Origin of the sequence: Paenibacillus sp. F4, assembly GCF_002894905.1 — a bacterium.
Lineage (GTDB): Bacteria > Bacillota > Bacilli > Paenibacillales > Paenibacillaceae > Paenibacillus > Paenibacillus polymyxa_B.
Genome location: NZ_POVS01000003.1, coordinates 1 through 21,218, shown reverse-complemented (window position 1 = coordinate 21,218; position 21,218 = coordinate 1). Strand labels below are relative to the sequence as shown.

General features: G+C 47.6%; 18 protein-coding genes, 1 rRNA gene and 1 riboswitch. Of the genes, 4 read left to right on the top strand and 15 right to left on the bottom strand.

From position 1 onward, the window contains the following. Positions 1 to 11 precede the first annotated feature (11 nt). From C1T21_RS00120 to C1T21_RS00110, 3 genes are all read right to left on the bottom strand, one after another. Positions 12 to 938 carry an ABC transporter ATP-binding protein gene (locus C1T21_RS00120; RefSeq protein ID WP_103046712.1) on the bottom strand — a complete coding sequence of 309 codons (927 nt, stop codon included), beginning with the start codon at positions 936 to 938 and terminating at the stop codon, positions 12 to 14. After that, positions 916 to 1,947: an ABC transporter ATP-binding protein gene (locus C1T21_RS00115; protein ID WP_103046711.1), complete on the bottom strand. Its 1,032-nt coding sequence runs from the start codon at positions 1,945 to 1,947 to the stop codon at positions 916 to 918. The genes C1T21_RS00120 and C1T21_RS00115 overlap by 23 nt, the downstream gene beginning before the upstream one ends. A gap of 325 nt (positions 1,948 to 2,272) precedes the next feature. Further along, on the bottom strand, positions 2,273 to 3,862 hold the full coding sequence (locus C1T21_RS00110; RefSeq protein WP_103046710.1) for a DUF6359 domain-containing protein: 1,590 nt from the start codon (positions 3,860 to 3,862) through the stop codon (positions 2,273 to 2,275). A 337-nt stretch (positions 3,863 to 4,199) separates the two neighbouring features. Next, positions 4,200 to 4,315, top strand: a riboswitch (glycine riboswitch). Between the two features lie 209 nt (positions 4,316 to 4,524). Here C1T21_RS00110 and sdaAB point away from each other — a divergent pair. Further along, on the top strand, positions 4,525 to 5,214 hold the full coding sequence (sdaAB, locus tag C1T21_RS00105) for an L-serine ammonia-lyase, iron-sulfur-dependent subunit beta (protein WP_103046709.1): 690 nt from the start codon (positions 4,525 to 4,527) through the stop codon (positions 5,212 to 5,214). After that, positions 5,204 to 6,103: an L-serine ammonia-lyase, iron-sulfur-dependent, subunit alpha gene (gene sdaAA / locus C1T21_RS00100; RefSeq protein ID WP_103046708.1), complete on the top strand. Its 900-nt coding sequence runs from the start codon at positions 5,204 to 5,206 to the stop codon at positions 6,101 to 6,103. The genes sdaAB and sdaAA overlap by 11 nt, the downstream gene beginning before the upstream one ends. Before the next feature lie 71 nt (positions 6,104 to 6,174). Here the strand turns inward: sdaAA and C1T21_RS00095 are convergent, their stop codons facing one another. The 6 genes from C1T21_RS00095 to C1T21_RS00070 form a co-directional block, all read right to left on the bottom strand. After that, complete coding sequence (locus C1T21_RS00095) at positions 6,175 to 8,511, bottom strand: Ig-like domain-containing protein (protein WP_103046707.1); 2,337 nt, start codon at positions 8,509 to 8,511, stop codon at positions 6,175 to 6,177. Positions 8,512 to 8,726: 215 nt separating this feature from the next. Beyond that, on the bottom strand, positions 8,727 to 9,887 hold the full coding sequence (locus C1T21_RS00090; RefSeq protein WP_103046706.1) for a serine hydrolase domain-containing protein: 1,161 nt from the start codon (positions 9,885 to 9,887) through the stop codon (positions 8,727 to 8,729). Between the two features lie 166 nt (positions 9,888 to 10,053). Beyond that, positions 10,054 to 10,515 carry a pyridoxamine 5'-phosphate oxidase family protein gene (locus C1T21_RS00085; protein ID WP_103046705.1) on the bottom strand — a complete coding sequence of 154 codons (462 nt, stop codon included), beginning with the start codon at positions 10,513 to 10,515 and terminating at the stop codon, positions 10,054 to 10,056. A gap of 59 nt (positions 10,516 to 10,574) precedes the next feature. After that, entirely contained in the window at positions 10,575 to 10,811 is a 237-nt protein-coding gene (locus C1T21_RS00080; protein WP_103046704.1) for a non-oxidative hydroxyarylic acid decarboxylases subunit D, read from the bottom strand. A gap of 41 nt (positions 10,812 to 10,852) precedes the next feature. Beyond that, a complete protein-coding gene (locus tag C1T21_RS00075) occupies positions 10,853 to 12,271 on the bottom strand; it encodes a non-oxidative hydroxyarylic acid decarboxylases subunit C (RefSeq protein WP_103046703.1) in 1,419 nt (472 codons plus the stop codon). Positions 12,272 to 12,299: 28 nt separating this feature from the next. Then, positions 12,300 to 12,890: a flavin prenyltransferase UbiX gene (locus tag C1T21_RS00070; protein WP_103046702.1), complete on the bottom strand. Its 591-nt coding sequence runs from the start codon at positions 12,888 to 12,890 to the stop codon at positions 12,300 to 12,302. Between the two features lie 160 nt (positions 12,891 to 13,050). Between C1T21_RS00070 and C1T21_RS00065 the strand changes: the two genes are divergently transcribed. Continuing rightward, positions 13,051 to 13,956 carry a LysR family transcriptional regulator gene (locus tag C1T21_RS00065; protein WP_053324464.1) on the top strand — a complete coding sequence of 302 codons (906 nt, stop codon included), beginning with the start codon at positions 13,051 to 13,053 and terminating at the stop codon, positions 13,954 to 13,956. A gap of 72 nt (positions 13,957 to 14,028) precedes the next feature. On the opposite strand, the gene C1T21_RS00060 is transcribed toward C1T21_RS00065, so the two are convergent. The 5 genes from C1T21_RS00060 to C1T21_RS00040 form a co-directional block, all read right to left on the bottom strand. Next, on the bottom strand, positions 14,029 to 15,213 hold the full coding sequence (locus C1T21_RS00060) for a response regulator (protein WP_025723834.1): 1,185 nt from the start codon (positions 15,211 to 15,213) through the stop codon (positions 14,029 to 14,031). After that, positions 15,194 to 16,990, bottom strand: a complete 1,797-nt coding sequence (locus C1T21_RS00055; protein ID WP_103046701.1) for a sensor histidine kinase — start codon at positions 16,988 to 16,990, stop codon at positions 15,194 to 15,196. Before C1T21_RS00055 ends, C1T21_RS00060 begins: the two co-directional genes overlap by 20 nt. A gap of 30 nt (positions 16,991 to 17,020) precedes the next feature. Further along, positions 17,021 to 17,854, bottom strand: a complete 834-nt coding sequence (locus tag C1T21_RS00050) for a carbohydrate ABC transporter permease (protein ID WP_013308419.1) — start codon at positions 17,852 to 17,854, stop codon at positions 17,021 to 17,023. A gap of 5 nt (positions 17,855 to 17,859) precedes the next feature. Next, positions 17,860 to 18,750, bottom strand: a complete 891-nt coding sequence (locus C1T21_RS00045; RefSeq protein WP_103046700.1) for a carbohydrate ABC transporter permease — start codon at positions 18,748 to 18,750, stop codon at positions 17,860 to 17,862. A 227-nt stretch (positions 18,751 to 18,977) separates the two neighbouring features. Then, the gene (locus C1T21_RS00040; RefSeq protein ID WP_103046699.1) at positions 18,978 to 20,309 is read right to left on the bottom strand and encodes an extracellular solute-binding protein; all 1,332 of its coding nucleotides are present in this window, start codon (positions 20,307 to 20,309) and stop codon (positions 18,978 to 18,980) included. 294 nt (positions 20,310 to 20,603) lie between these two features. Here C1T21_RS00040 and C1T21_RS27130 point away from each other — a divergent pair, with 294 nt between their 5' ends. Further along, positions 20,604 to 20,762, top strand: coding sequence for a hypothetical protein (locus C1T21_RS27130; protein ID WP_180984517.1), 159 nt, complete (start codon positions 20,604 to 20,606; stop codon positions 20,760 to 20,762). Between the two features lie 179 nt (positions 20,763 to 20,941). Here the strand turns inward: C1T21_RS27130 and rrf are convergent. Further along, a 5S ribosomal RNA gene (gene rrf / locus C1T21_RS00035) occupies positions 20,942 to 21,058 on the bottom strand. Positions 21,059 to 21,218 lie beyond the last annotated feature (160 nt).

The window sequence follows — 21,218 nt, the reverse complement described above, 5'->3', positions numbered from 1 at the left end:
TCTGTACCCCCTTATGGTAGCGCGACTTGATGGGATGGACTTACTGATTTTAGTGCAAACGGCTTTCCACTCGCGTCTAGATGTTTGGGTAGCTCTGTTTTGTAGGAGGATAAAAGCATTCGCCTTTTTTGGGCATTTTCCAGTCGTTTTGTAGGATCAATATTGGGAATGGTTGCAATGAGGCGCTGGGTATACAGATGCTGTGGACGCTCATAAATGTCTTGCTCGCTCCCCTGCTCCACTAGACGTCCCCGGTACATAATACCGATTTGGTCACACATATGGCGGATAATACCTAGGTCATGACTAATGAACAAATACGTTAAATTAAACTCCCGCTGCACATCCTTCATAAAATTAAGCACTTGTGCCTGCACGGAAACGTCCAGCGCCGACACCGGCTCATCTGCAATGATCAGCTTGGGGTTTAATGTCAGCGCACGCGCGATCCCGATCCGCTGCCGTTGCCCCCCGGAAAATTCATGCGGATATTTGTAGGCTGCATCGGCGTTCAAGCCGACCTTTTCCAGCAACGTCTGTACTTTCCTTCGTTCTTCCTCACTGCTCAGCTTTTCAAAATTTCGCAGCGGTTCAGCAATCACATCCAATACGCGCTTACGCGGGTTGAGCGAAGAGTATGGGTCCTGAAAAATCATCTGAATATCTCTACGCAGTGGATGACGGTTGTTACGGCTCAGAGCCGCAAGGTCCTTTCCCTTAAACAGAATCCGTCCGCTCGTCAGCTTATTTAGACCGATGATCGTCCTGCCTGTCGTCGTTTTTCCACAGCCGGATTCTCCCACCAGCCCGTATGTCTGGCCTGCCTCAATGCTGATCGACACGCCATCCACTGCTTTCACCTGATCGATAACACGCTGGAAGAAACCACCGCGCACCGGATAGTGGACCCTCAAATCATTTAACTCCAGTAGTGCCATGAGCAGCCTCCCCCTTTGCCTCGTCTTCAAAATGAAAATGCTGATAACATGTACAACGGACCCAATGTCCAGGGGAAATTTCATTTAATTGGGGATGGTCTTCATGCACTCTCTGCTGAATCCAGGGAATACGCGGAGCAAAGCGGCAACTATTGCGGGGGATATCTTGTAATGAGGGAACAATGCCGCCGATGACATGCAGTGATTCCCCCTTGGTGTGCGATCCCGGCATAGAAGCAAGCAACGAACGCGTATACGGATGCTGTGGATGCCTGAATAATTCAAAAACATCAGCGCTCTCCACGATTTCTCCGGCATACATGACCACCACGCGGTCGGCTACTTCTGCCACAACACCAAGATCGTGCGTAATCAGGATAATTCCGCTCTCAGTCTCCTGTTGAAGCTGTTTGAGCAAGTCGAGAATTTGCGATTGGATCGTTACATCGAGCGCAGTAGTTGGTTCATCTGCAATAATAAGAGAAGGTCGGCAAGCTATGGCAATCGCGATCATCACACGCTGCCGCATCCCTCCTGACAGTTCATGCGGATACTGCTCATACACACGCACAGGATTCGGTATATCTACGCTTTCCAGCAGCTCCAGCACACGTTCCCTTTTTTGCTTCGTAGATAGTGACGTATGATAATCAAGATTTTCCTCAATCTGCTTGCCAATGCTCATCAACGGGTTGAGTGCTGTCAGCGGGTCCTGAAAAATCATGCCAATGCCCGCTCCGCGGATTTTATTCATTTGCCCTGAAGAAAGACGGTTCAGGTCCGTACCTTTAAAAAGGACCTCTCCCTCTACACGTGTGCGTTCCATGTCATGCAGTTGCGGGATAGAAAGCGCCAGCGCGCTTTTGCCACAGCCAGATTCTCCGACTACAGCCAGCACTTCATTGGGGTTGACCGTCAGATCCAGATGGTCGACTGCGGGGTGATATTGATCCTTGATGCGAAAAGAGACGGATAATCCTTTAATTTCCAACACGGGTTCGGTATTCAATGCGCGCTTCCTCCATTCTCCATGGTCTTGTCCCGCTTATTCTCACCATGTTTGATGTTTAAAACCTCTCATGAACATTACATACCGTTTTTGTCGGAATAATTTGAATACATCCTATCACCAGTATATGGATATATCAATTAAGATTATGCTATCAACATCATTTAAAAAATCAATGATCCAGGAGTAGCGCGGCCTTTCTGGCACAAAATGTAATGAAATAACCAACCACAGGTTAATTTTCATCACAAAAAAAGTCGCCTGATCCCTCTGCAGGGATCAAACGACTAACTAACACCGGCTCACATTGAGCTCCTGACGATAATTACGAAGCCGCTCCATAGGAGCCAGACTTGAACGTTCTAGGATCGTACCATTTGTAGCCTGCTGCCGGAGCAGCCCAAGGCTCAGCCTGCGGTTCCGTGGAAGCCGCAGGCTCCTCGAATGGCAGAAGCTTCGTTGGTTGATCCAGAGTCAAACCTGCCACATCGGACAATTTCGTGTAGTCCTGCTTCCATGCAAGCCATTGGACCGTTTGTACCAGGAAGGTGGAATCATCCACTTCCTTGAAACCATCATATGTCTTCTTCGACTGTCCATTTTCCTCACGCACATATTTCGGTGTAGCATCTTCTACAGGGGAAGAATCACCGATAAACGCTGCCTTGCCTTGACCTACCTTGGAGATAGCGGCATAAGGTCCTTCCGCACGGCCCCCGCCGTTATAAACTCCCTGATCTACAGCATTCCCCCATTTTTTCGTGCCTGAAGGGATATAAGCAATGCCTTTAGCCTTGGTAGGATCAATAATAGCCAGCGTAGATCCTGCATGCATCGCAATCGAGCGCACACCCTTGGTAATGCCGAAAGATTGATCTGCGGCTACAATGTCGGTAGCATTCACGTCACCAAGCGCATTATAACGGAAACGAACGCCAAAGTTGGTCGCCAGCCAATCGGAGCTTGTTAATCCTTGCATCGCCGGTGATGCAGCTTCTTCTGCCGTCATGCCTTTGGCTGGATTAGTATAGGCTCCACGACGGTAGCCATTCATAACTTCGGAGGAATCCCAACGGTTTTTGTTACGGTCCGCATTATAATGATCGGAGATGAAGAATACGCTTCCCCCGTTATTCACGTATTGCAGTAGGGCAGCCTGCTCGGATGCCTTAAAGGCAACATTCGCTTCACCAATAATGAACACATCATATTGGCGCAACTTGTCATATGTTATGGCCTGCTCTCCATAAGTAAAAGGAATGGGACGATTCAATTGGTCTACCGTAAAGCCTACATTACGCAGTCCATTGGCAAAGTCGGAGAAGGCGCCTTCAATGACCCAATCTGCTGCACCAGCGGTCTGTGCGTGCGTATTATCGAACAGCACCTTTTTGCCTTTTCCATCCGGCAGTGTAGTACCGGGTTGACCCGGGTTGCCAGGTTCACCTGGTTCCCCCGGCTCGCTTCCGCTCACCAGTTCAACAGCGCTTGGGCTTTTTACTCCGCCAAAATTATTGTAGGCGCCGAGTGTACCCGTCACACGAATTTTGCTGCCGATCAGCTCAGGATGGCCTGATAGCCCATATTGCCCTCTGTACGCTGAAGTCAGCTGTACATCCAATAGATTAGACGTATTACGTTCATTTGCCTGATCGGCAATCAGTACGTTAAAATCATTCGCGAACGGAGAAGAAAAGTTAGCCGTTTTCGATCCGGTAGCATGTCCGACGATGTAACCTTCCACCGTCACCGTATCTCCACTGCTTTGGCGCTGAAGTGCTTCGGCTACTGTCAATGCTCCCTCTGCCTTGACCTGACCGAATGGAACGAAGATCCCGATCAGCAGTGATACGATTGCTGCTAGATGCAGCATCCCTTTTAAGCGTGAACCTGTGAACCGCAAGCCTTTTACCATACGTCAATATCCCTCCTATGTTTTCCATAAATGTACTTGTCCTTTATCAGATTAGCCGCCAATCTTCTAATTCCTTCCTGATTTCATCCATAATTATGTAAATTTTAATCTTTTTTATTGGAAACGCACCTGTTTCAGGATTTTGCAAAATTCGATTCCAGTCGCTCCAAAGCGCAATATCTAGACGAACTAGGCCATTTCGATCTATATATTGTTCATTGGAAGTCGCTTATTGGGTTTTTGCAAAATCCTCGTTTATGTAAAAATTGAACCCTGTGATTGACACCGAGCACGGCATACATTACCCTAAGAAAGACATGTAGAACGGTATACGCGAATGAAGATGACGGGAGAGTCTGTCCAGAGAGCCTACACTCTGGCGGCACCGAAGGAGCAAGACGCCAGCACCCGGCTGGCGGATAATCTCTCAGGTCCATGTATCGTCATCTGACGCAACTCTGGAGAGAGCGCAAGCCACCCAAGGGGTAAGGCGGTAAGGACACCGCACGAAACTCTCAGGTAACGAGGACAGAGATAAGGGAAACTTCCTTATCCTGTCCTTTTTTGTGCTCACATTGTACGTCAGCATTAGGAACCGTCTATACGCGCAAAGACGCGGCAATACCATATACTATGGTATAGAACATACAGGGGGCCACACCATGCGTTTCAAAGATGTATTTTCCATTATCGGCCCGGCCATGACCGGACCTTCCAGTTCACACACCGCAGGCGCGGTGCGGCTCGCACGCGTTGCCCGGCACTGGCTCGGGGCGCAGCCTGACCGTGCCCGCATGACACTGTACGGCTCCTTTGCCGACACGTACAAAGGACACGGTACAGACCTAGCGCTCATCGCAGGGCTGCTCAATTACGATACAGACGATCACCGAATTCCGGATGCCGAGCAATGGGCAGAGCAAGCCGGGATGACCGTGGAATTCGCCGTCAGCGGGCTACCCGCTCCTCATCCGAACACCGTCCGTTTCGAGCTGTGGAAGGGCGAGGATCAGCGCACACTGCTGGGCTCCTCCATCGGCGGCGGGAGCATCCATGTCCAGCAACTCAACGAATTCCGAGTCAACCTGACCGGGGAGCTGCCTACGCTGGTGCTTCTTCACTCAGATAAGCCCGGTACATTGGGCGCGGTGACTTCAGCGCTCGGCGCGGCTGACATTAACATTGCCTATATGCACGTGGATCGCAAAGGCCGGGATGGTGAAGCACTCACCGCCATCGAAACGGACAGTCCTGCTACGGCTGAATTGATCACAAAGCTGCGGTCCTTGCCTCATATGTACGAAATTAAAATGATTAATTTGAAAAAAGGAGCTGAATCCGATGCGGTTTAGCCATCTGCATGAGATCAGCGCTTTATGCGCTGAAGAATCCACCACGATTGGCCGCCTGATGATTCAAGAGCAGGTACAAGAGACGAATACACCTGAGGAAGAAATCTTCCGCCAAATGTCTGATTATTATGAAGTGATGAAGGAAGCCGTTCATCGCGGTCAGACGCAAGACACCGTATCCCGCAGTGGATTGACGGGCGGTGACGGCAAGCGCCTAGCCGAGTATCTGCGGGCAGGGGAAACCTGCTCCGGCGATGCCTCCGCGCTCGCTATGGCTTATGCCCTCTCCGTGTCGGAGGTTAATGCGTCCATGGGTCGCATTGTCGCCACGCCCACCGCAGGTTCATGTGGGGTTATCCCTGGTGTATTCATCAGTGCGCAGGAGCGGTTCGGCTGGGATGATGAGCATATGGTGCACGGCCTATTCGCCGCTGGAGCCATTGGCTACGTGATCGCCAACAACTCCTTCATTTCTGGCGCGGAGGGAGGCTGTCAGGCTGAGATTGGCTCAGCTATCGGGATGGCCGCTGGTGCTATGGTCGAGTTGCGCGGTGGTACGCCTGAACAGGCTGTTCACGCCGTGGGTCTCGCTCTTAAGAACACGCTCGGCCTCATTTGCGACCCCGTCGCCGGACTCGTGGAGATTCCGTGCATTGTGCGCAACGGGCTGGGAGCCGTGACTGCACTTGCCGCAGCGGACATGGCTTTGGCGGGTGTGCGCAGCGCTATTCCGTCTGACGAAGTCATTGACGTGATGCTTGAAGTCGGCAGTGCGATGCCGTCGAAGCACCGCGAGACCGCCAAAGGCGGCTTGGCCCAGACGCCGACTGGCAAGCGTTTGACCGAATCACTTACACGCAACACACCGACCAAGAAGGATAAGTCATAATTTATAAGCGGTAGCCTCCTAAAACAAAAGAGCAAGCATATCGTCCTTGGACGTATGCTTGCTCTTTTGTTTTACTGAACGGTTACCTGTACCTTCGTCATTTTACCTGCATATTTCACAGTAATTACAGCTTTGCCCTTGCCCTGTGCCTTAATGTTACCGTCTTTGACGGTCGCAACAACAATTCTGGACGAGGACCAGACAGCCGGTTTGGAAACATCCTTCTCCGACTCATCCTTATACGTGGCTGTAGCCGTAACCTTAGCCAGCTGTCCTGCCTTCAAATTCAAAGCAACTTCGTCTGTTTGCAGGTATTTAAGCGTATCAACATCCACGGGTACGCTGATTACCTTCCCGCCAAACTTCGCTTGAATGTTAGCTTTACCGTAGCTGACCGCGGTAACCTGACCCTTTTTAACAGTGGCTACCTTATAATTAGACGTTTTCCATTCAGCTTGGGTCGTAACGTCCTTTTCTTTACCATCACTTGATTTAACCACAATCGCAATGGTTTTTTGATCTCCAGATTTGAGCGATAGCGCGATTGCATCCGCTTCAATCTTTTGCGCTACGTCCACTTCTACCGTAAACGTAATGTTTTGCTTGCCATATGAAGCAGTCACAGTTGCCTTGCCGCTACCATTCGCTTTGATCAAACCTTCGCTAACTTCAACCACTTTTACATTGCTAGTTGTCCAGGTGGCGTCCTTGGTTACATCTGTTTTTGTACCGCCACTCTTAACTCCTGTTACTTTCAGCTGCTTCGTTTCCTGAGCACCAAGCGCAATTACACGCGAGTCTGTTTCCAGACGGTCTACAAGGCCTACTTGTACATTAATCGTCAGTTTTTTGCCATTATAGGTCGCTGTAATAACCGCTTTACCAGCAGATTTACCCGTAATCGTTCCTTTGGACACAGAGGCAATATCTTCCGCGCTTGAAGCCCATTCTGCATCCTGTGTTACATCTTCCTTACGCCCATCCGCATAAGTAGCCGTCAAAGTTGCAGTATAGTCCTCATCAATATCAATCGTTGCCGTTTTGGAGGACAGAGACAGATCACCGGGTACATTTACGGATACCGTAGCTGTAACTGTTTTGCCACCATAAGAAGCGGTGATCGTAGCCTCACCTGTTTTATAACCCGTGACTTCTCCCGCACTGACAAAAGCGATATCTTCATTGCTGGACTTCCACTCTGCCTTACTTGTGATATCTTCTTCCGTACCTGTTACATACGTTGCGGTCAGCTTGAGCTTTTTGGATTCCTTGGCATTCAGGCTCAGCTTGTCCTCACTCAAATCCAGATATCTGGAGGTTTCGACATCTGTCTTGATCGAAACGGTCTTATCTCCATACTTAGCGGTCACCGTAGCCGAACCCGCTCCAATGGCCATAATCGTTCCCTTATTCACAGTCGCAATTTTTTCATCGCTTGATGTCCAAGTAGCTTTATCTGTGATATCCGTTACCGTCCCATCCGGGTAAACGGCAGAAACTTGTATTTTTTTAGATTCATCCAGACGCAGAAAAATATTGGATTCGCTGGCTTTCAGCTTATTCGTTTGATCGACATCTACCGAAATCGTAGCAGACATCGTGCCATATTTACCTGTAATTGTCGCCTTTCCCGCGCTATAGCCGGTAATGGTGCCTTTCAGTACATCCGCCACAGCTGCATTGCTGGAGCTCCACTCAGCGGACTCTGTCACGTCCTGTACCGATCCATCCGGAAACGTCGCTGATAGTTTAACCTTCTCAGTATCCTTCAACAAAAGAGAAACCTCTGATGAACTGACATCGAGACGTTTAACCTGCTCTACCTGCACAGCAATGGTTACGGTCTGTTGACCATATACGGCCTTAATATTGGCTGTACCTGCTCCCTGTGCGGTAACCAATCCGTTAACTACTGTGGCTACCTTTTGATTATCGGAGGTCCAAGTAGCATCACCCGAAACCTGAGCTGTTGTATTATCACTGTATGTCGCTGTCAAATCAACCTGTCCTGTACCGCTTGAACGCAAGTTCAGGCTTTGTACACTGGATGTCAGCGCCTTAACCTTTTTCGTTACATGTACCTGAACCGATTGCACCTTCTCTTTATAGGTCGCAACCACGGTGGCTTCCCCTTCAGCCTTGGCCGAAACTGTACCATTATACACAGTAGCAATAGCTGTATTGTCACTTTTCCAATCCGTGCTTACGGTTACATTCGAGGTTGTCCCATCGCTAAAAACGGCCGTAGCCGTCAATGCAGCTGTATCCCCCTGTTGCAAAGTTACCTCGTTAGACGAAAGGACAATCTTGGAAAGCACTGCTTCTGCTGCAGATGCAAACCCTGCATATGATGTAAAACTTGAAATCAGGATGACCAACGCCAGAAAACCGGACCATCTATTCTTCAAAATCTAATTCCCTCCCATTTCAAAACTTAAATTAAGGATTTCGCAAAATCCTTACACCTACGTTTTATGTCGTCATATGGAAAAGAATAGTTTAGGCTTCGAAGGAAATTTGGTCCTTATTAACTAGATCGTTTTTGATAAAGATTAGACATTACAATTTGTGTAGCTTCAGAGCCATAGTGAAGAGTTTTCTCAACAGATCCACAACCTCGCATTTACAAACAGCTATAAGCTGCTGCGCGAACTCTTAAATGATGGTATTCTTCCATATTAGGAGCCAGTTGGTGCATATAAACGACGGAGAATTGTTCACTTGGATCTATAGAAACCCAAGTGCCCGCTGCTCCCGTCCAGCCAAATTCTCCAATAGAACTGTTTGCATGCCCAGCCGCTTTATCAATTAACGTGCGCACGCCCAGTCCGTAACCATAACCTGTATGATAAGAATTAGTAAAATCCAATAATTGATCTGTATTCAGATGATTGGTGCGCATTAAATCAATGGTTTTTCTCCCTAATAGCCTCACACCATCTACCATACCTCCATTCGACAGCATTTGTGAAAATGTAAGGTACTCCTTAACTGTCGAATATAGACCTGCGCCTCCACTTTCATATATAGCATCTGGCTGATGATATTCATCTAAGAAACCCTCTATTTTCTCTAGCTCTCCGGCGTCTGTCCGTTGATAAAAGGAGGCCATTCGCGATTCAATATCTGCACGATAACGGTAACCTGTATTGTTCATTCCAAGCGGATCAAATATTTCATCCTTTAGGAATTGCCCTAATGGTTTACCTGAAATCACTTCAATAAGACCTGCAACAAGGTCATGTCCATATCCGTATAACCAGCGTGTTCCCGGCTCAAAAGAAAGCGGGATCTCAGAAAGCGCTTTAATTTCTGTGCGCAGATCATATTTCCCCTGCTTTTCCTTTAACGTTGTAAGGACCTTTTGCATTGCCCGTCCTGTCTCTGAAGACTCGGAAGCGTAAGGAAGACCCACACTCATATTGAATATATGCTTAATTAAAATGGGTTTCTCCGCCTTATCCACGTAGGTGTATCCGTTAGGAGCGGTTTTGAATACATGCGCATTACGATATTCGGGAAAATATTCATACAAAGGTTCATTCAACAAAAATTGCCCACGTTCGTACAGCATAAGTGCGGCCGCACAGACAACAACCTTTGTCATGGAAAACAAGCGATACACTGTATCCTCAGTGATTGGTTTTCGGGCTTCCAGATCAGCATATCCATGATACCCTTCATACAACACTCGACCATTCTGGGCAATGGCACAACCGCAACCTGCCGGCCCATTTGCTACGAAATGTTTCAATAGCTGATCTACCTTGTCAAAACGAGACATATTCATCCCTCCTATTTTCCCTTCAAAAGAAACAAGCTTCCCCTCGCGGCTCTAATCTCCTGTTCCAACAAGCTCAACCCGATCCCTTGTAAGCGCTTATTCCCCCGCATTTATTTTAACGGTAAACTTGGTAATTACATAGATTATTTGTCATAATCGGATGGTTTTACATTAACAGCTCAGCCACCGTTTCCTTCCAGCGATGGATCACCGATTCCGGTTCCTTGAGACGAACCGTGACACCTGTCAAGATATCCGCATATTGGGCCGAATCTTCTCTGGCTGAGAAAACATGCGCCGCAAATCGCTCACGTACATGCTTGGCTCCGGGCAAAGCAGGCAGATGTTCCAGCGACAACCGCACATAATGCGCCTTCCCCCCAGTAAACACCGCAAGCGTCGCCTTGCCAGTACGGATCATGTTGCCCGTCGTGGTCGTACCCGGCCATAGTGCCAGACGCAAATTCCCCTCGTCCAGCGCTACAACCTCGCCCACACTAATCATCGCTATGTGCGGCCACTGATCTTCCGTGACCGTCAGCAGCATCATTGCTTCATGCTGCTTGCCCTTCAGCTCCTTACCGTCCAACAGCGTAAACAGTTCCTTACCGATCCTTGGTGTCTGCATGAAGTATAATCCCCTTTACTTTTGGCCTATAACTTCAAAGTACCATAATTTACGGCTACTTACGAACGACCCTGTATCCGCTCTGGAATAGGAGGAACATGAGCAGCATTCGGAATATCTTGGGGGTTTACCTTGAACCCCGATTTATACTTTGCTGGATCAGTAATGCTATCCGGTTCTGAGGTTCGCCATGTGAACTGGCATACAGGGCACAACAAAACCTCCCAGGCACCTTTAACCGGCGAATGGGAAACAACTTCTGAACGATTGGACTCACAACGGGGACAAATATGCATCTGTCAGCACTCCTTTAATCTTTCTTTATTTTTAAAAATATTCAGCGAAGCATTTGGCTCAACTTTTTCTCCCATTCCGCTACACCCAGCGGGGAATCGAGCGACTGCGAGTAATGTCCTCTAATATCCGGTGCTACAGGTGTCGTCGCATCCAATATCATTTTGTGCGTCATACCTGCCGGATCAGAGCCAGGGTCAAGCGGTAAAATAGACAAGCCAGGAACAATGACAGCATCATGCTTTGGATGAAGCTTGGTGGATAAAGCCCACATGACCTGCGGCAGATTGAACGGATCGACCTCCTCATCCACCACAATCACGAGCTTGCAATACCCCAATCCATGCGGAGTCGTTAACGCACGCATTCCCACAGCCTTTGCAAAACCGCCATACCGGGTTTTCGTGGAAATAATAGCGACCAGACCATGCGTATACATGGCATTAACAGCTACGATTTCATTAGGAAAAGCATCCTTAAGCTGCTGAAACAACGGTACACTTGTATTCACACCGATCATATAATCCGTTTCTGTCCAAGGCATCCCTATGTACAAATGCTCAAAGATAGGCTGTTTGCGGTGATATACACGATTAATCTGAATGACTGGCATTGCGCGGCCGCCGGAATAGTGACCTGTGAATTCACCGAATGGACCTTCATACTCACGTTCACCTGCTAACACTTCGCCTTCCAGAATGACCTCGGCTCCCCAAGGCAGATCCAGATCTGCATCCTTCGCTTTGACCACACGATAAGGCTCACCCTGAATGGCCCCCGCCATCTCATATTCGGATTGGTCGTACAGCAGCGGTGTAGAAGCAGCCGTTGTTATAACAGGCTCACATCCGAGGGCAATAGCCACCTTCAGATTTTCGCCGCGCTCCTCAGCCTGACGGATATGGATCGCAATATCATGCTGTGGTACAGGCTGAATGCCCAAACGGTTCTTGCCTTTCACCTGCATCCGGTACAAGCCGACATTTTGCTTACCGTAGGTGTCCGGGTCATCCAGATCGCGTGAAACTAGAATTGCTTTATCCAGATAAAACCCTCCGTCCCCCTGATTCAAACGAAACAACGGCAAAATATCAAACAAATTAATATCCTCTGTAATCTCGACTTCATGAAAAGGAGCGGTTTCTTCCCGCTTCACGGGCACCGGAAATTGTTCATAGCGTCTGGCAAATTCAAAAAACTGCTCCTTGAGCGGCGTGTTTTTTGGCATTCCCATCATGAGGGCATGATTGGGCCAGGAGCCCATCACATTCATTGCAATACGAGCATCCGTATATCCATAGATGTTGTTGAAAAAGAGAGCAGGCGTCTTATCTCCAAGATTGTTTAATGCTCTGTTAGCTGCTGCGAGGTCCGGCTCCGGCTTTACCTCATCGCTGATCGTGAGTAATTGTCTCTCCTTTTCCAAGGTGTGTAGAAAATCGCGAAAGTCTTTATAAGCCATCATTCATTCTCCTTCGTCTTTCGATTTCTCAATTCTGGTGCAGTCTGGAGTCAGTCTGCTTCATTCCATCCCAACGTTTGGCAGCGGTTGTGACGATACCGAACTGATCCAATGCGCGAAAAACAATATGATCCACTAATTCCTCGATACTTGCAGGATGATTATAAAAGGCAGGCATCGGCGGCAGGATCATCACACCCATACGTGACAGCTCCAGCATATTTTCCAGATGGATACTACTTAATGGTGTTTCCCTGGTCATGAGCAGCAGCTTCTTTCGCTCCTTCAGCATCACATCCGCTGATCGGGTAAGCAGGTTGTCCGCCATACCTATACGAATAGAGGCAAGGGTCTTCATGCTGCAAGGAGCGACGACCATGCCGTCTACCCGGAAGGAGCCGCTGGAAATACGCGCAGCCTGATCCTTATACGAGTAGACTGCATCCGCCATTGCCTCCACTTCCTTCACCGTATAGCCTGTCTCATAGGGAATGTTCGCAATAGCCCACGGGGATAGCACCAGATGGCTTTGGACTCCAGCCGCTCGTAATTGTTGCAATATACGTATACCGAAGATCGATCCTGTCGCTCCCGATATTCCTACAATGATTTTCTTCATATGTCCCCTCCTTCCACCCCATCGTTTTATGTTCACCCATGCAATACTGTCAAAAATTATACGCCTGTTCCTTTCACATGAAAAATATATATAATATATGGAATACATACTTTAAAAGTATCCAAATTGAAGCGTTGTTTAGAAATAAGGAGGAATCCCAATGGACATGAAGCATCTGCATTACTTTTGCGTCATCGTGGAGGAAGGGCAAATCACCAAGGCCGCCAGAACGCTCAACATGGCCCAGCCTCCGCTGAGTCAACAACTCAAAAATATGGAGGACGAGCTTGGCGTAAAGCTGATTTACCGTGAAGGAAAGAAGTGGGAGGTTACCGAGGCCGGATATACACTGTATACACGCGCCAAGCGATTATTGGCTGAAATGGAGGACACCTGTAGAGAAATTGGGGAGTTTGAAAACAAAGTAACCGGCACACTTTCCATAGGCACGTCATCCGCCTGTATGTCTCTGATTACTGAACAACTCAGCCGCTTTCATCAGGATTTTCCAGAGGTATACGTTAAAATAGGACACGGAGACACACATCATCTGGAAGAACTGCTGCACCAAAATAAAGTTGATCTGGCCCTGCTGCTGCTTCCGGTAGATGATAAATCGTACCATACGATTGAACTGGAGGGCGTTTCTTTTGTTGCGGTTCTTCCGTGTGAATGGGCAGATCGCCATCCCAGTGGGGAAATTACATTACAGGAAGCTGCCAGCTATGACCTCTTGTTGGGACGCCGAACAGAAGGACACGGACTATACGAAACCGTCATCCGCAAATTTCAGGAACACCATCTTATTCCGCACGTCGTACTGGACTGTCCAGAAATATCGACCATTCTCTCGCTCGTTTCCACAGGCATGGGAATTACCATTATTCCAGACGCTGGCTTGGGACAAGAATACGGGGACAGATTTCGCACACTCTCCATTAAGGAGCCATTCCCCTTCACACAGCCTGCCGTCGTATGGCGCAAGGATCGTTATTTATCCAATGCAGCTCGCAAATTTGTTGAACTGCTACAAGCTGGAGACACGAAAAAGACTGTTCCCGAGTAGATGCTCTACCGCTCTACTCCTGAAACAGTCTGATGCTTGAAGAACTTCCTTCATTCGGTCGTTGATACCGTCTTATTTGACTCCCTGATGTCTATACTCGGTTGGAGTCATTCCACATTTCCGCCGGAATACCTGTGTAAAATGCCTCATATCCTGATAACCGATCCGCTCTGAAATATCAGCCAGCCGCAGATGAGGATCACTGAGCAGCCGCTTCGCCTCCTCCATACGCAAGCAAATGACGTAATCCTTGTAGCCTTGTCCCGTCTTTTGCTTGAATAACTGGCTGAAATACACCGGATTCAAAAATACGATTGAAGCCACCTTCTCCAGCGACAGCTCCTCTGTAAAGTGAGCCCGAATGTATTGCAATGCCACATCTACCGTATGCATGCCTTTGCGGAGACATTCTCCTGTATCCGCTGCTGCGGCTGCAATCTCCTCTGGCGTACGTCTTAGTCGCGCCACCTCTTCAGGTATGGAGGCAAAATTGTGATGAACACCCGAACGTGTAATTTGTAGGGGCACCTTCACATAACGCTTCAGATGGGATTCGAGCAACGTCTCTAGCCGTGCGGCCTCTGCCTCATCCCTTAGCCTTGCAATGCCCAGCAGACTATGGCGGTCTAGACTGACGACAAAGCCGCTGCCTCCTGCCTCAATGAGCTCGGACAGTACATTTTCAATCATAAAATGCTCCAGATGCGTCTGCTTGTGATCAGGTTCCATGCGAACCATGAAGAGATGGAATTCCGGATAATTTTCGACAAAAGGCTGTATATCCAGCTTGCCCGTGTCCAGTCCAAGGGCATAGCGTTGGAAAACGGCTTCACGCAAATAAACCATATTGGATTTGAGAAGCCTACCCTCGTTCGCCTGCTGCGAGGCCACAAGCGCTTCGGCTGCCAGTATTTCAATGCATTCCAGCAGCTTTCTTTTACCAATCGGCTTTAACAGGTAGTCTTTGGCACCCAGCTTTACTGCTCTTTGTGCATAATGGAAGTCGGAATGGGCCGAAATGACAACCCACTGCAGATGAGGATGCTTTCGCTTAGAAATACGCATGAATTCCAGGCCATCCATACCGGGCATCAGGATATCAGTTAATACAATATCTACAGGATGCTCCGCCAGAATGCCTGCTGCCTCCTCGGTGGAAGCAGCGAGATGAATGCCGCAGGTTGGTAGAGCTTGGCCAATGGTACGCCGAATCCCCTGCCGAATCATATTTTCATCGTCAGCTATCAGAATATTCATGTTTCTCCTCCTTCTGTGGCAAAGGCACACTTACAGTGACTGTTGTTCCGGCCCCAGGTACGCTAGAGATCCGTAGGCCGTACTCTTCTCCAAACATGTGCCGTAGCCGTAAATTTAGGTTTTGCAGGCCGATGCCTCCCGCCTGCCCGCTGCCCGCCTGTTTGCCGGGTTCTGCCAAAGCGACCTGGATCACCTCCCATCGTTCATACTCCATCCCTGCACCGTTGTCGATGATGTGCAGGCTCAATACACCGCCATATTCCTCCGCTCTGACGAGCAGCTTGCCACCTGTATCCGCATGAAGAGGCTCCAGTCCGTGCTTCACCGCATTTTCAATCAATGGCTGTAAGGTCATTTTCGGCAAGCGGATATCCATCCATCGTTCTTCAATATTGATGTCTACGGATAACCTGCCCTCCAGCCGGGCTTGGATAATGGTAAGATAGTGGCCAACCTGCTCCACTTCTTCACGAAGGCTAACATCGGCCCCTTCTTCCCAATGGCTGCTGTAACGGAACATATGGGATAAGGAGAGGACCACCTCTCCGAGCTGATCCTGTCCCTTTTCGTCCAGCATCCAATAGATCATATCCAGCGTATTATATAGAAAATGTGGATTGACCTGCGTCTGTAGCGCGTGCAGCTCCGCATTTTTTTCGCTGACTGATGATATACGTACCAGCTCAATCAGCTCTGCAATCCGTCTTACCATATGGTTAAAAGAGGTAGCTAGCTGATTGATTTCTTCATAAGATTTAGTGTTTACCGTATGACGGAAATTTCCTGTCTCTACCCGCTTCATTTCCCGAATGACTCGCTTGAGCGGAAGGGAAATGCCCCTGGAGACGATAGATGCAATTAACGCCGACACAATAATAAGTATAGGTGCCACGATAAATAAGTACCTTTGATTTTGCACCAGCTCCACGTTCAGATCCTCACTAGGTGTCACACTAATCACAGACCAGTCGGCAAACGGCAACTTGGAAGCGATTACAACTCTTTCATTACTTCGATTTACAATAACATCCTCCTCCGGTACCTGCTGCTCTAGATTTCGCAAATCCGGTGGCGGATCAGAGGAAGTGGCCGACACAATTCGATTTTCATGACCCAACAGATATACCTGACTATTGGTGCCTAGCCGCAAATTGTGGAGAGCGGACAAAACAGAACGCGGCTCAGCCTCAAACAGGACAATACCAATCGGCTTGTGTTCATCCAGATCATAGAGCTGCCGTCCAAACGCAAACACAGGTCTGGTTTCCACCTGATCAATGACAGAGTGAGGATACACGCCCAGCCATGCAATTTTGCCCGCCGACTTTCGAATTTCCTTATACCATTCCGTATGTTCGTAATGAGTATCAATGACATTCATATAATTGCCATAGTTATATACCTTGCCTGTGTCTGTGATGACATGGATGCCAATCAGATCCTCACGCGAATAATAGATAGCCCCCAGAATATTCGTAATCGTACGTTCGTTGATGTAATTGACAGCAGGTAAATCACTACTATCCGTCGTCAACAGACGAACCAAATCCATATTGTTGCTGATCGATTTGGAGAGACTGTTATAGCTGCCGAGTAGCAATTCGAATAGGCCTGCCGTCTGGGATACATTTTTACGCGCCAGTTCGCTGACCTTATCATGGAACTGCACCGTAGTACGGTTGTAAAATAATAGACTGACCGCCAGCACAATGCCGGACATGCTCAATAGGAACAGAACAAACAAGCGGTATTGAATGGATTGAAAACGGCGCAGCATACCTCCGTGCGCTCCTTTCGCATCGGCCGCCTATCCTTTAACCGCTCCCGCAACCATGCCCTTGGTGATATTTTCGGACAGAACAAAATAAATAATAATGACCGGTAAGGCACCCATGACTAGAAAAGCACCAATATTACCGTAGTTCACAGAATACTGGCTGACGAACGTATATACGCCGAAAGGGAGAGTTTTGAGCTTCTCGGACGAGATAAAGGTGGCAGCCATAATGTATTCATTCCAGATGTTAATGAAAGTTAAAATACATACCGTCATGATAGGCGGAATCGAGATGGGTAAGATTACACTGCGGAAAATACGATAAATGCTTGCTCCGTCAATGTAAGCGGATTCTTCAATTTCGTGGGGAATGGACCGCATAAAGCCGGATAGGATGAAGACCGCAATCGGTGTCTGAAAAGCAATGTAGGGTAAAATCAGTGAGAAATACGTATTCAGAATATGGACGTTTTTAAACATCACCATCAGCGGCAGCAGTGTAGCTTGCATCGGGATCATCATCCCGATCAGAAACAAAGTCAGCACAACAGCCCCGAAGCGCCAACGAAAACGTGTAATCGCATAAGCAGTCATTGAGCTTAATAAAATGACGAAGATCATCGTAACCCCGGTCACCAGTACACTGTTTCCTAAATAACGCAAGTAGCTCCCTGATTCATAGGCTTCCTGATAGTTGTGCCACTGAGGCACTTGAGGGAGTGCAAAGAAGCTGGAGCTCAATATCTCTTCATTCGTCTTCAACGAATAGGTCAGCAGCCAAAAGAGTGGATACAGCTGCGTGACAATTAAGATTGCCAATAAGGAAAAGACTCCCGTTTTTTTCAAGGCATTCAACAGTTCCATCTCCTTTAGCTTACCTTATTTTCGATTCGTTTGGAAACAAAATTTATCACAATTGTAAATGACAAGCAAATCACTACGAGAATTGAAGCCAATGCGCTGCCATATCCGTATTTCATCGATAAAAAGGACATATTGTACATATACGTAGATACTGTATCCGTTGCATGAGCTGGTCCTCCACCCGTCATCACCCAGATCAAATCAAACGATTGCAGGGAGCCGATAAATGCTAATACAATTGATATCTTGAAAATAGGTACAATGAGCGGCAGCGTAATATAGCGGTCTGCTTTGAATCCTTCAGCTCCATCAATTTTGGCTGCTTCGTACAGATCATTCGGTATATTTTGTACCCCGGTAAACTGGATAAGCAAATGATAGCCAAAATACTGCCACAACGATACAAAATAGAGGGCGTACATCGCTATCTGCGGTTCCGTCAGCCATGAGCGTGTCCAGCTTTCCAGCCCAATCGCCAGCAAAATACCGTTCAGCATTCCACCCATCGAGGCTGGATTATAGATCGTCTTCCACAGCTGCCCGATAATGACCACCGACAGAATAACAGGCAGAAAATACATCGTTACCAGCGTATTGGCCTTACGCACATAACGATTAAGCAAGATCGCCAGCAGCAGACAGAACGGAATTTCCAACATGGAAAACACAGCAAACATCATAGTCCGTTTCACGGACGGCCAGAACACTGAATCTGCTGTAAAAATCCGCTCAAAATTAGCCAGCCCCACGAACTTTGCCTCGGCAATTCCGTTCCAATCCAGCAATCCGCAATACACCGACACCAGAATCGGAACAAATACCATACAGGTATACAACAACAGGCAGGGTAGCACGAAAACGGCAATGGTACGTGCTGGCACCTTCAGTACATTCATGCTCTAATCTCCTTTGTGTTGATTCTGAACATCTTCTGAGGATGCACAACCTACATGATTTCGAATCAGGGAAGAAGCATTCTGCCCCCTCCCTAGTGCCTGCTACTTCAGGATTTGCAAAATTCGATTCCAGTCGCTCCAAAGCGCAATATCTAGACGAACTAGACCATTTCGATCTATATATTGTTCATTGGAAGTCGCATATTGGATTTTTGCAAAATCCTCACTTATTTATTCGCTTCAAAAGTGTTCTGATGTTCCTTGGCAACTTGTGCAGAGTCTTCTTTTTGCACGAACAGATTTTGAATGCTACTCAGATGCGCCTGCGCAATAGCCGGATTCATCGTATTATCAAAAGCGAGATCGCCCCCTTTTACATTCTTGAACAGCTCATTAAGACTAATCGCTAACTCGGAGTAGCCCGCTTCCTTCAGATCACCTTTCATTTTCTGACCGCTGCCAATCGCATTTTTCAGATCAAACTGAATTTTGGGCATCTCCTTAATAAAATAGTGCAGAAAATCCTTCGTTTCCTGTAAATGTTCACTGTTCGCAGATACCGCAAATGCGCTGCCCGGCGCAATTACATACTCATTCACATCACCCTTGCCATTCACTGTAGGGAATTGAAACGCTCCTACCTTACCCGCTACCGAAGAAGCATCAATTGACCCCGTTTCCCATGTACCCATAATATACATCGCGGCTTTTCCTGTTTTAAAAATATTACCGCCTGCATTGTAGTCAATAGATGTAGCTCCATCCGGGAAAGCTCCTGCCTGCACCAATTCCTGAAATGCATCCACCGCTTCCACAAAAGCCGGGTCGTTAAACGTCTTTTTGCCGTCCAGTACATCATTGAGAAAATTCGGCCCTTCATTCGTACGCAACAAAATGTTCATAAAAAGGAGGGACCCCGTCCATGAATCCTTTTCCCCAATGGCAATCGGAGTAATCCCCTTCGCCTTCAGCATTTTGACCGTCGTAATCAGCTCGTCAAAGGTGGTCGGCAACTTCTGGATTCCCGCCTGCTTGAACAGTTCCTTATTGTAAAACACCACTTCTATATTGTTACCGTCCGGAAAAGCATAGAGCTTATCGTCGAAACTATAGTAATTAAGAAGTCCATTCTGAAACGTATCTTTTAACCCCTCTTTATCAGCCACATCGTTTAATGGAGCCAGCAGCCCGGCATCTACGAATGGCTTCATCTGTGCAGCCGGGTTTACAATCGTGATATCAGGTACTTCCTTCGCCGCTGCCTGTGTCTTCAGCTTAAGCTTTTGTTGATCTGTATTTAGCGAATCCAATTCAATTTTGACATGAGGATGATCCTGCTCGTATTGACCTACAATTTGCTTAATCATTTTGTACGAAGGGGTGCTCGGATCAGGATTAATGTTCTGAAAGGTAATCGTAACATCTTTCGTTTCGGTGCTTCTGCTCGGTTCTCCTGAATTTCCCGGACTTGCGCTTTGTCCGTTATTACAAGCTGCCAGCGTCAATGCCAAGGCGCTCGCCACCACAACGGCAAACGCTTTCATTTTTATTTTGCTCATGATCCTTTTCCTCCTCTTGTTGAAGCATTGCGCAATTTGCCCTCCTAATTGGTGGACACTCATTGCCCGCTTGTTCTTTTCATTATGTTCCATAGAAAAGACGTGAACAATGCGTGAACTTAAGGAGAAGGGTTTGTTTTTTCAAGCCCTCATTTGCGTGCTTCAAAATTCATTCATATCATAACTTGCAATTTATCTAGAACACAGGCATAATATGAATAAGATCATTGTTTGATAATGATTATCATTATTAAATGATAAATACACATAGACTTTAAAGGAGGCAGGACCGCAGTGAAAGAAGCTTTTAGTAAAACCTCCCTGCATATTGATGATTATTTGGATCTTCTCAATCTTGCCGTACAAGTCGGAGATACCAAGTGGCAAAAAGAAATTACCCGTAAACTTCAAGCCTTGAGTGTCCTTCAGACAGAACAGGTTGAAATAGATTAACTTCCCCAGTTAATACTGTCCTCAGTTAAAAATGCTGACTAAGCACCACTATACAAAGGACAACCAGGATACCGTACAACTTTTGACCGAATCCATGAGAAAGATCTTTCATGTGAATGATAAATGAATCGGTTATAGGAAAAAGAGCACAGCCCGTTAAGGCTGTGCTCTTTTATCTTGCTTGGCGACGTCCTACTCTCCCAGGACCCTGCGGTCCAAGTACCATCGGCGCTGGAGGGCTTAACGGTCGTGTTCGGGATGGGTACGTGTGGAACCCCTCCGCTATCGCCACCAAACATGAATTTGCTGTGCAAATTCTTTTTCAGGAATCAGCATCGCCAAATGCTGTGTGTTTGCTTGTCTCATATAAGCCACTCGAGCTTATATAACACTAAACTTACACCCTGAAAACTGGATCCGAAACTCATTTGCGTTTTATCTTAGGATAAGCCCTCG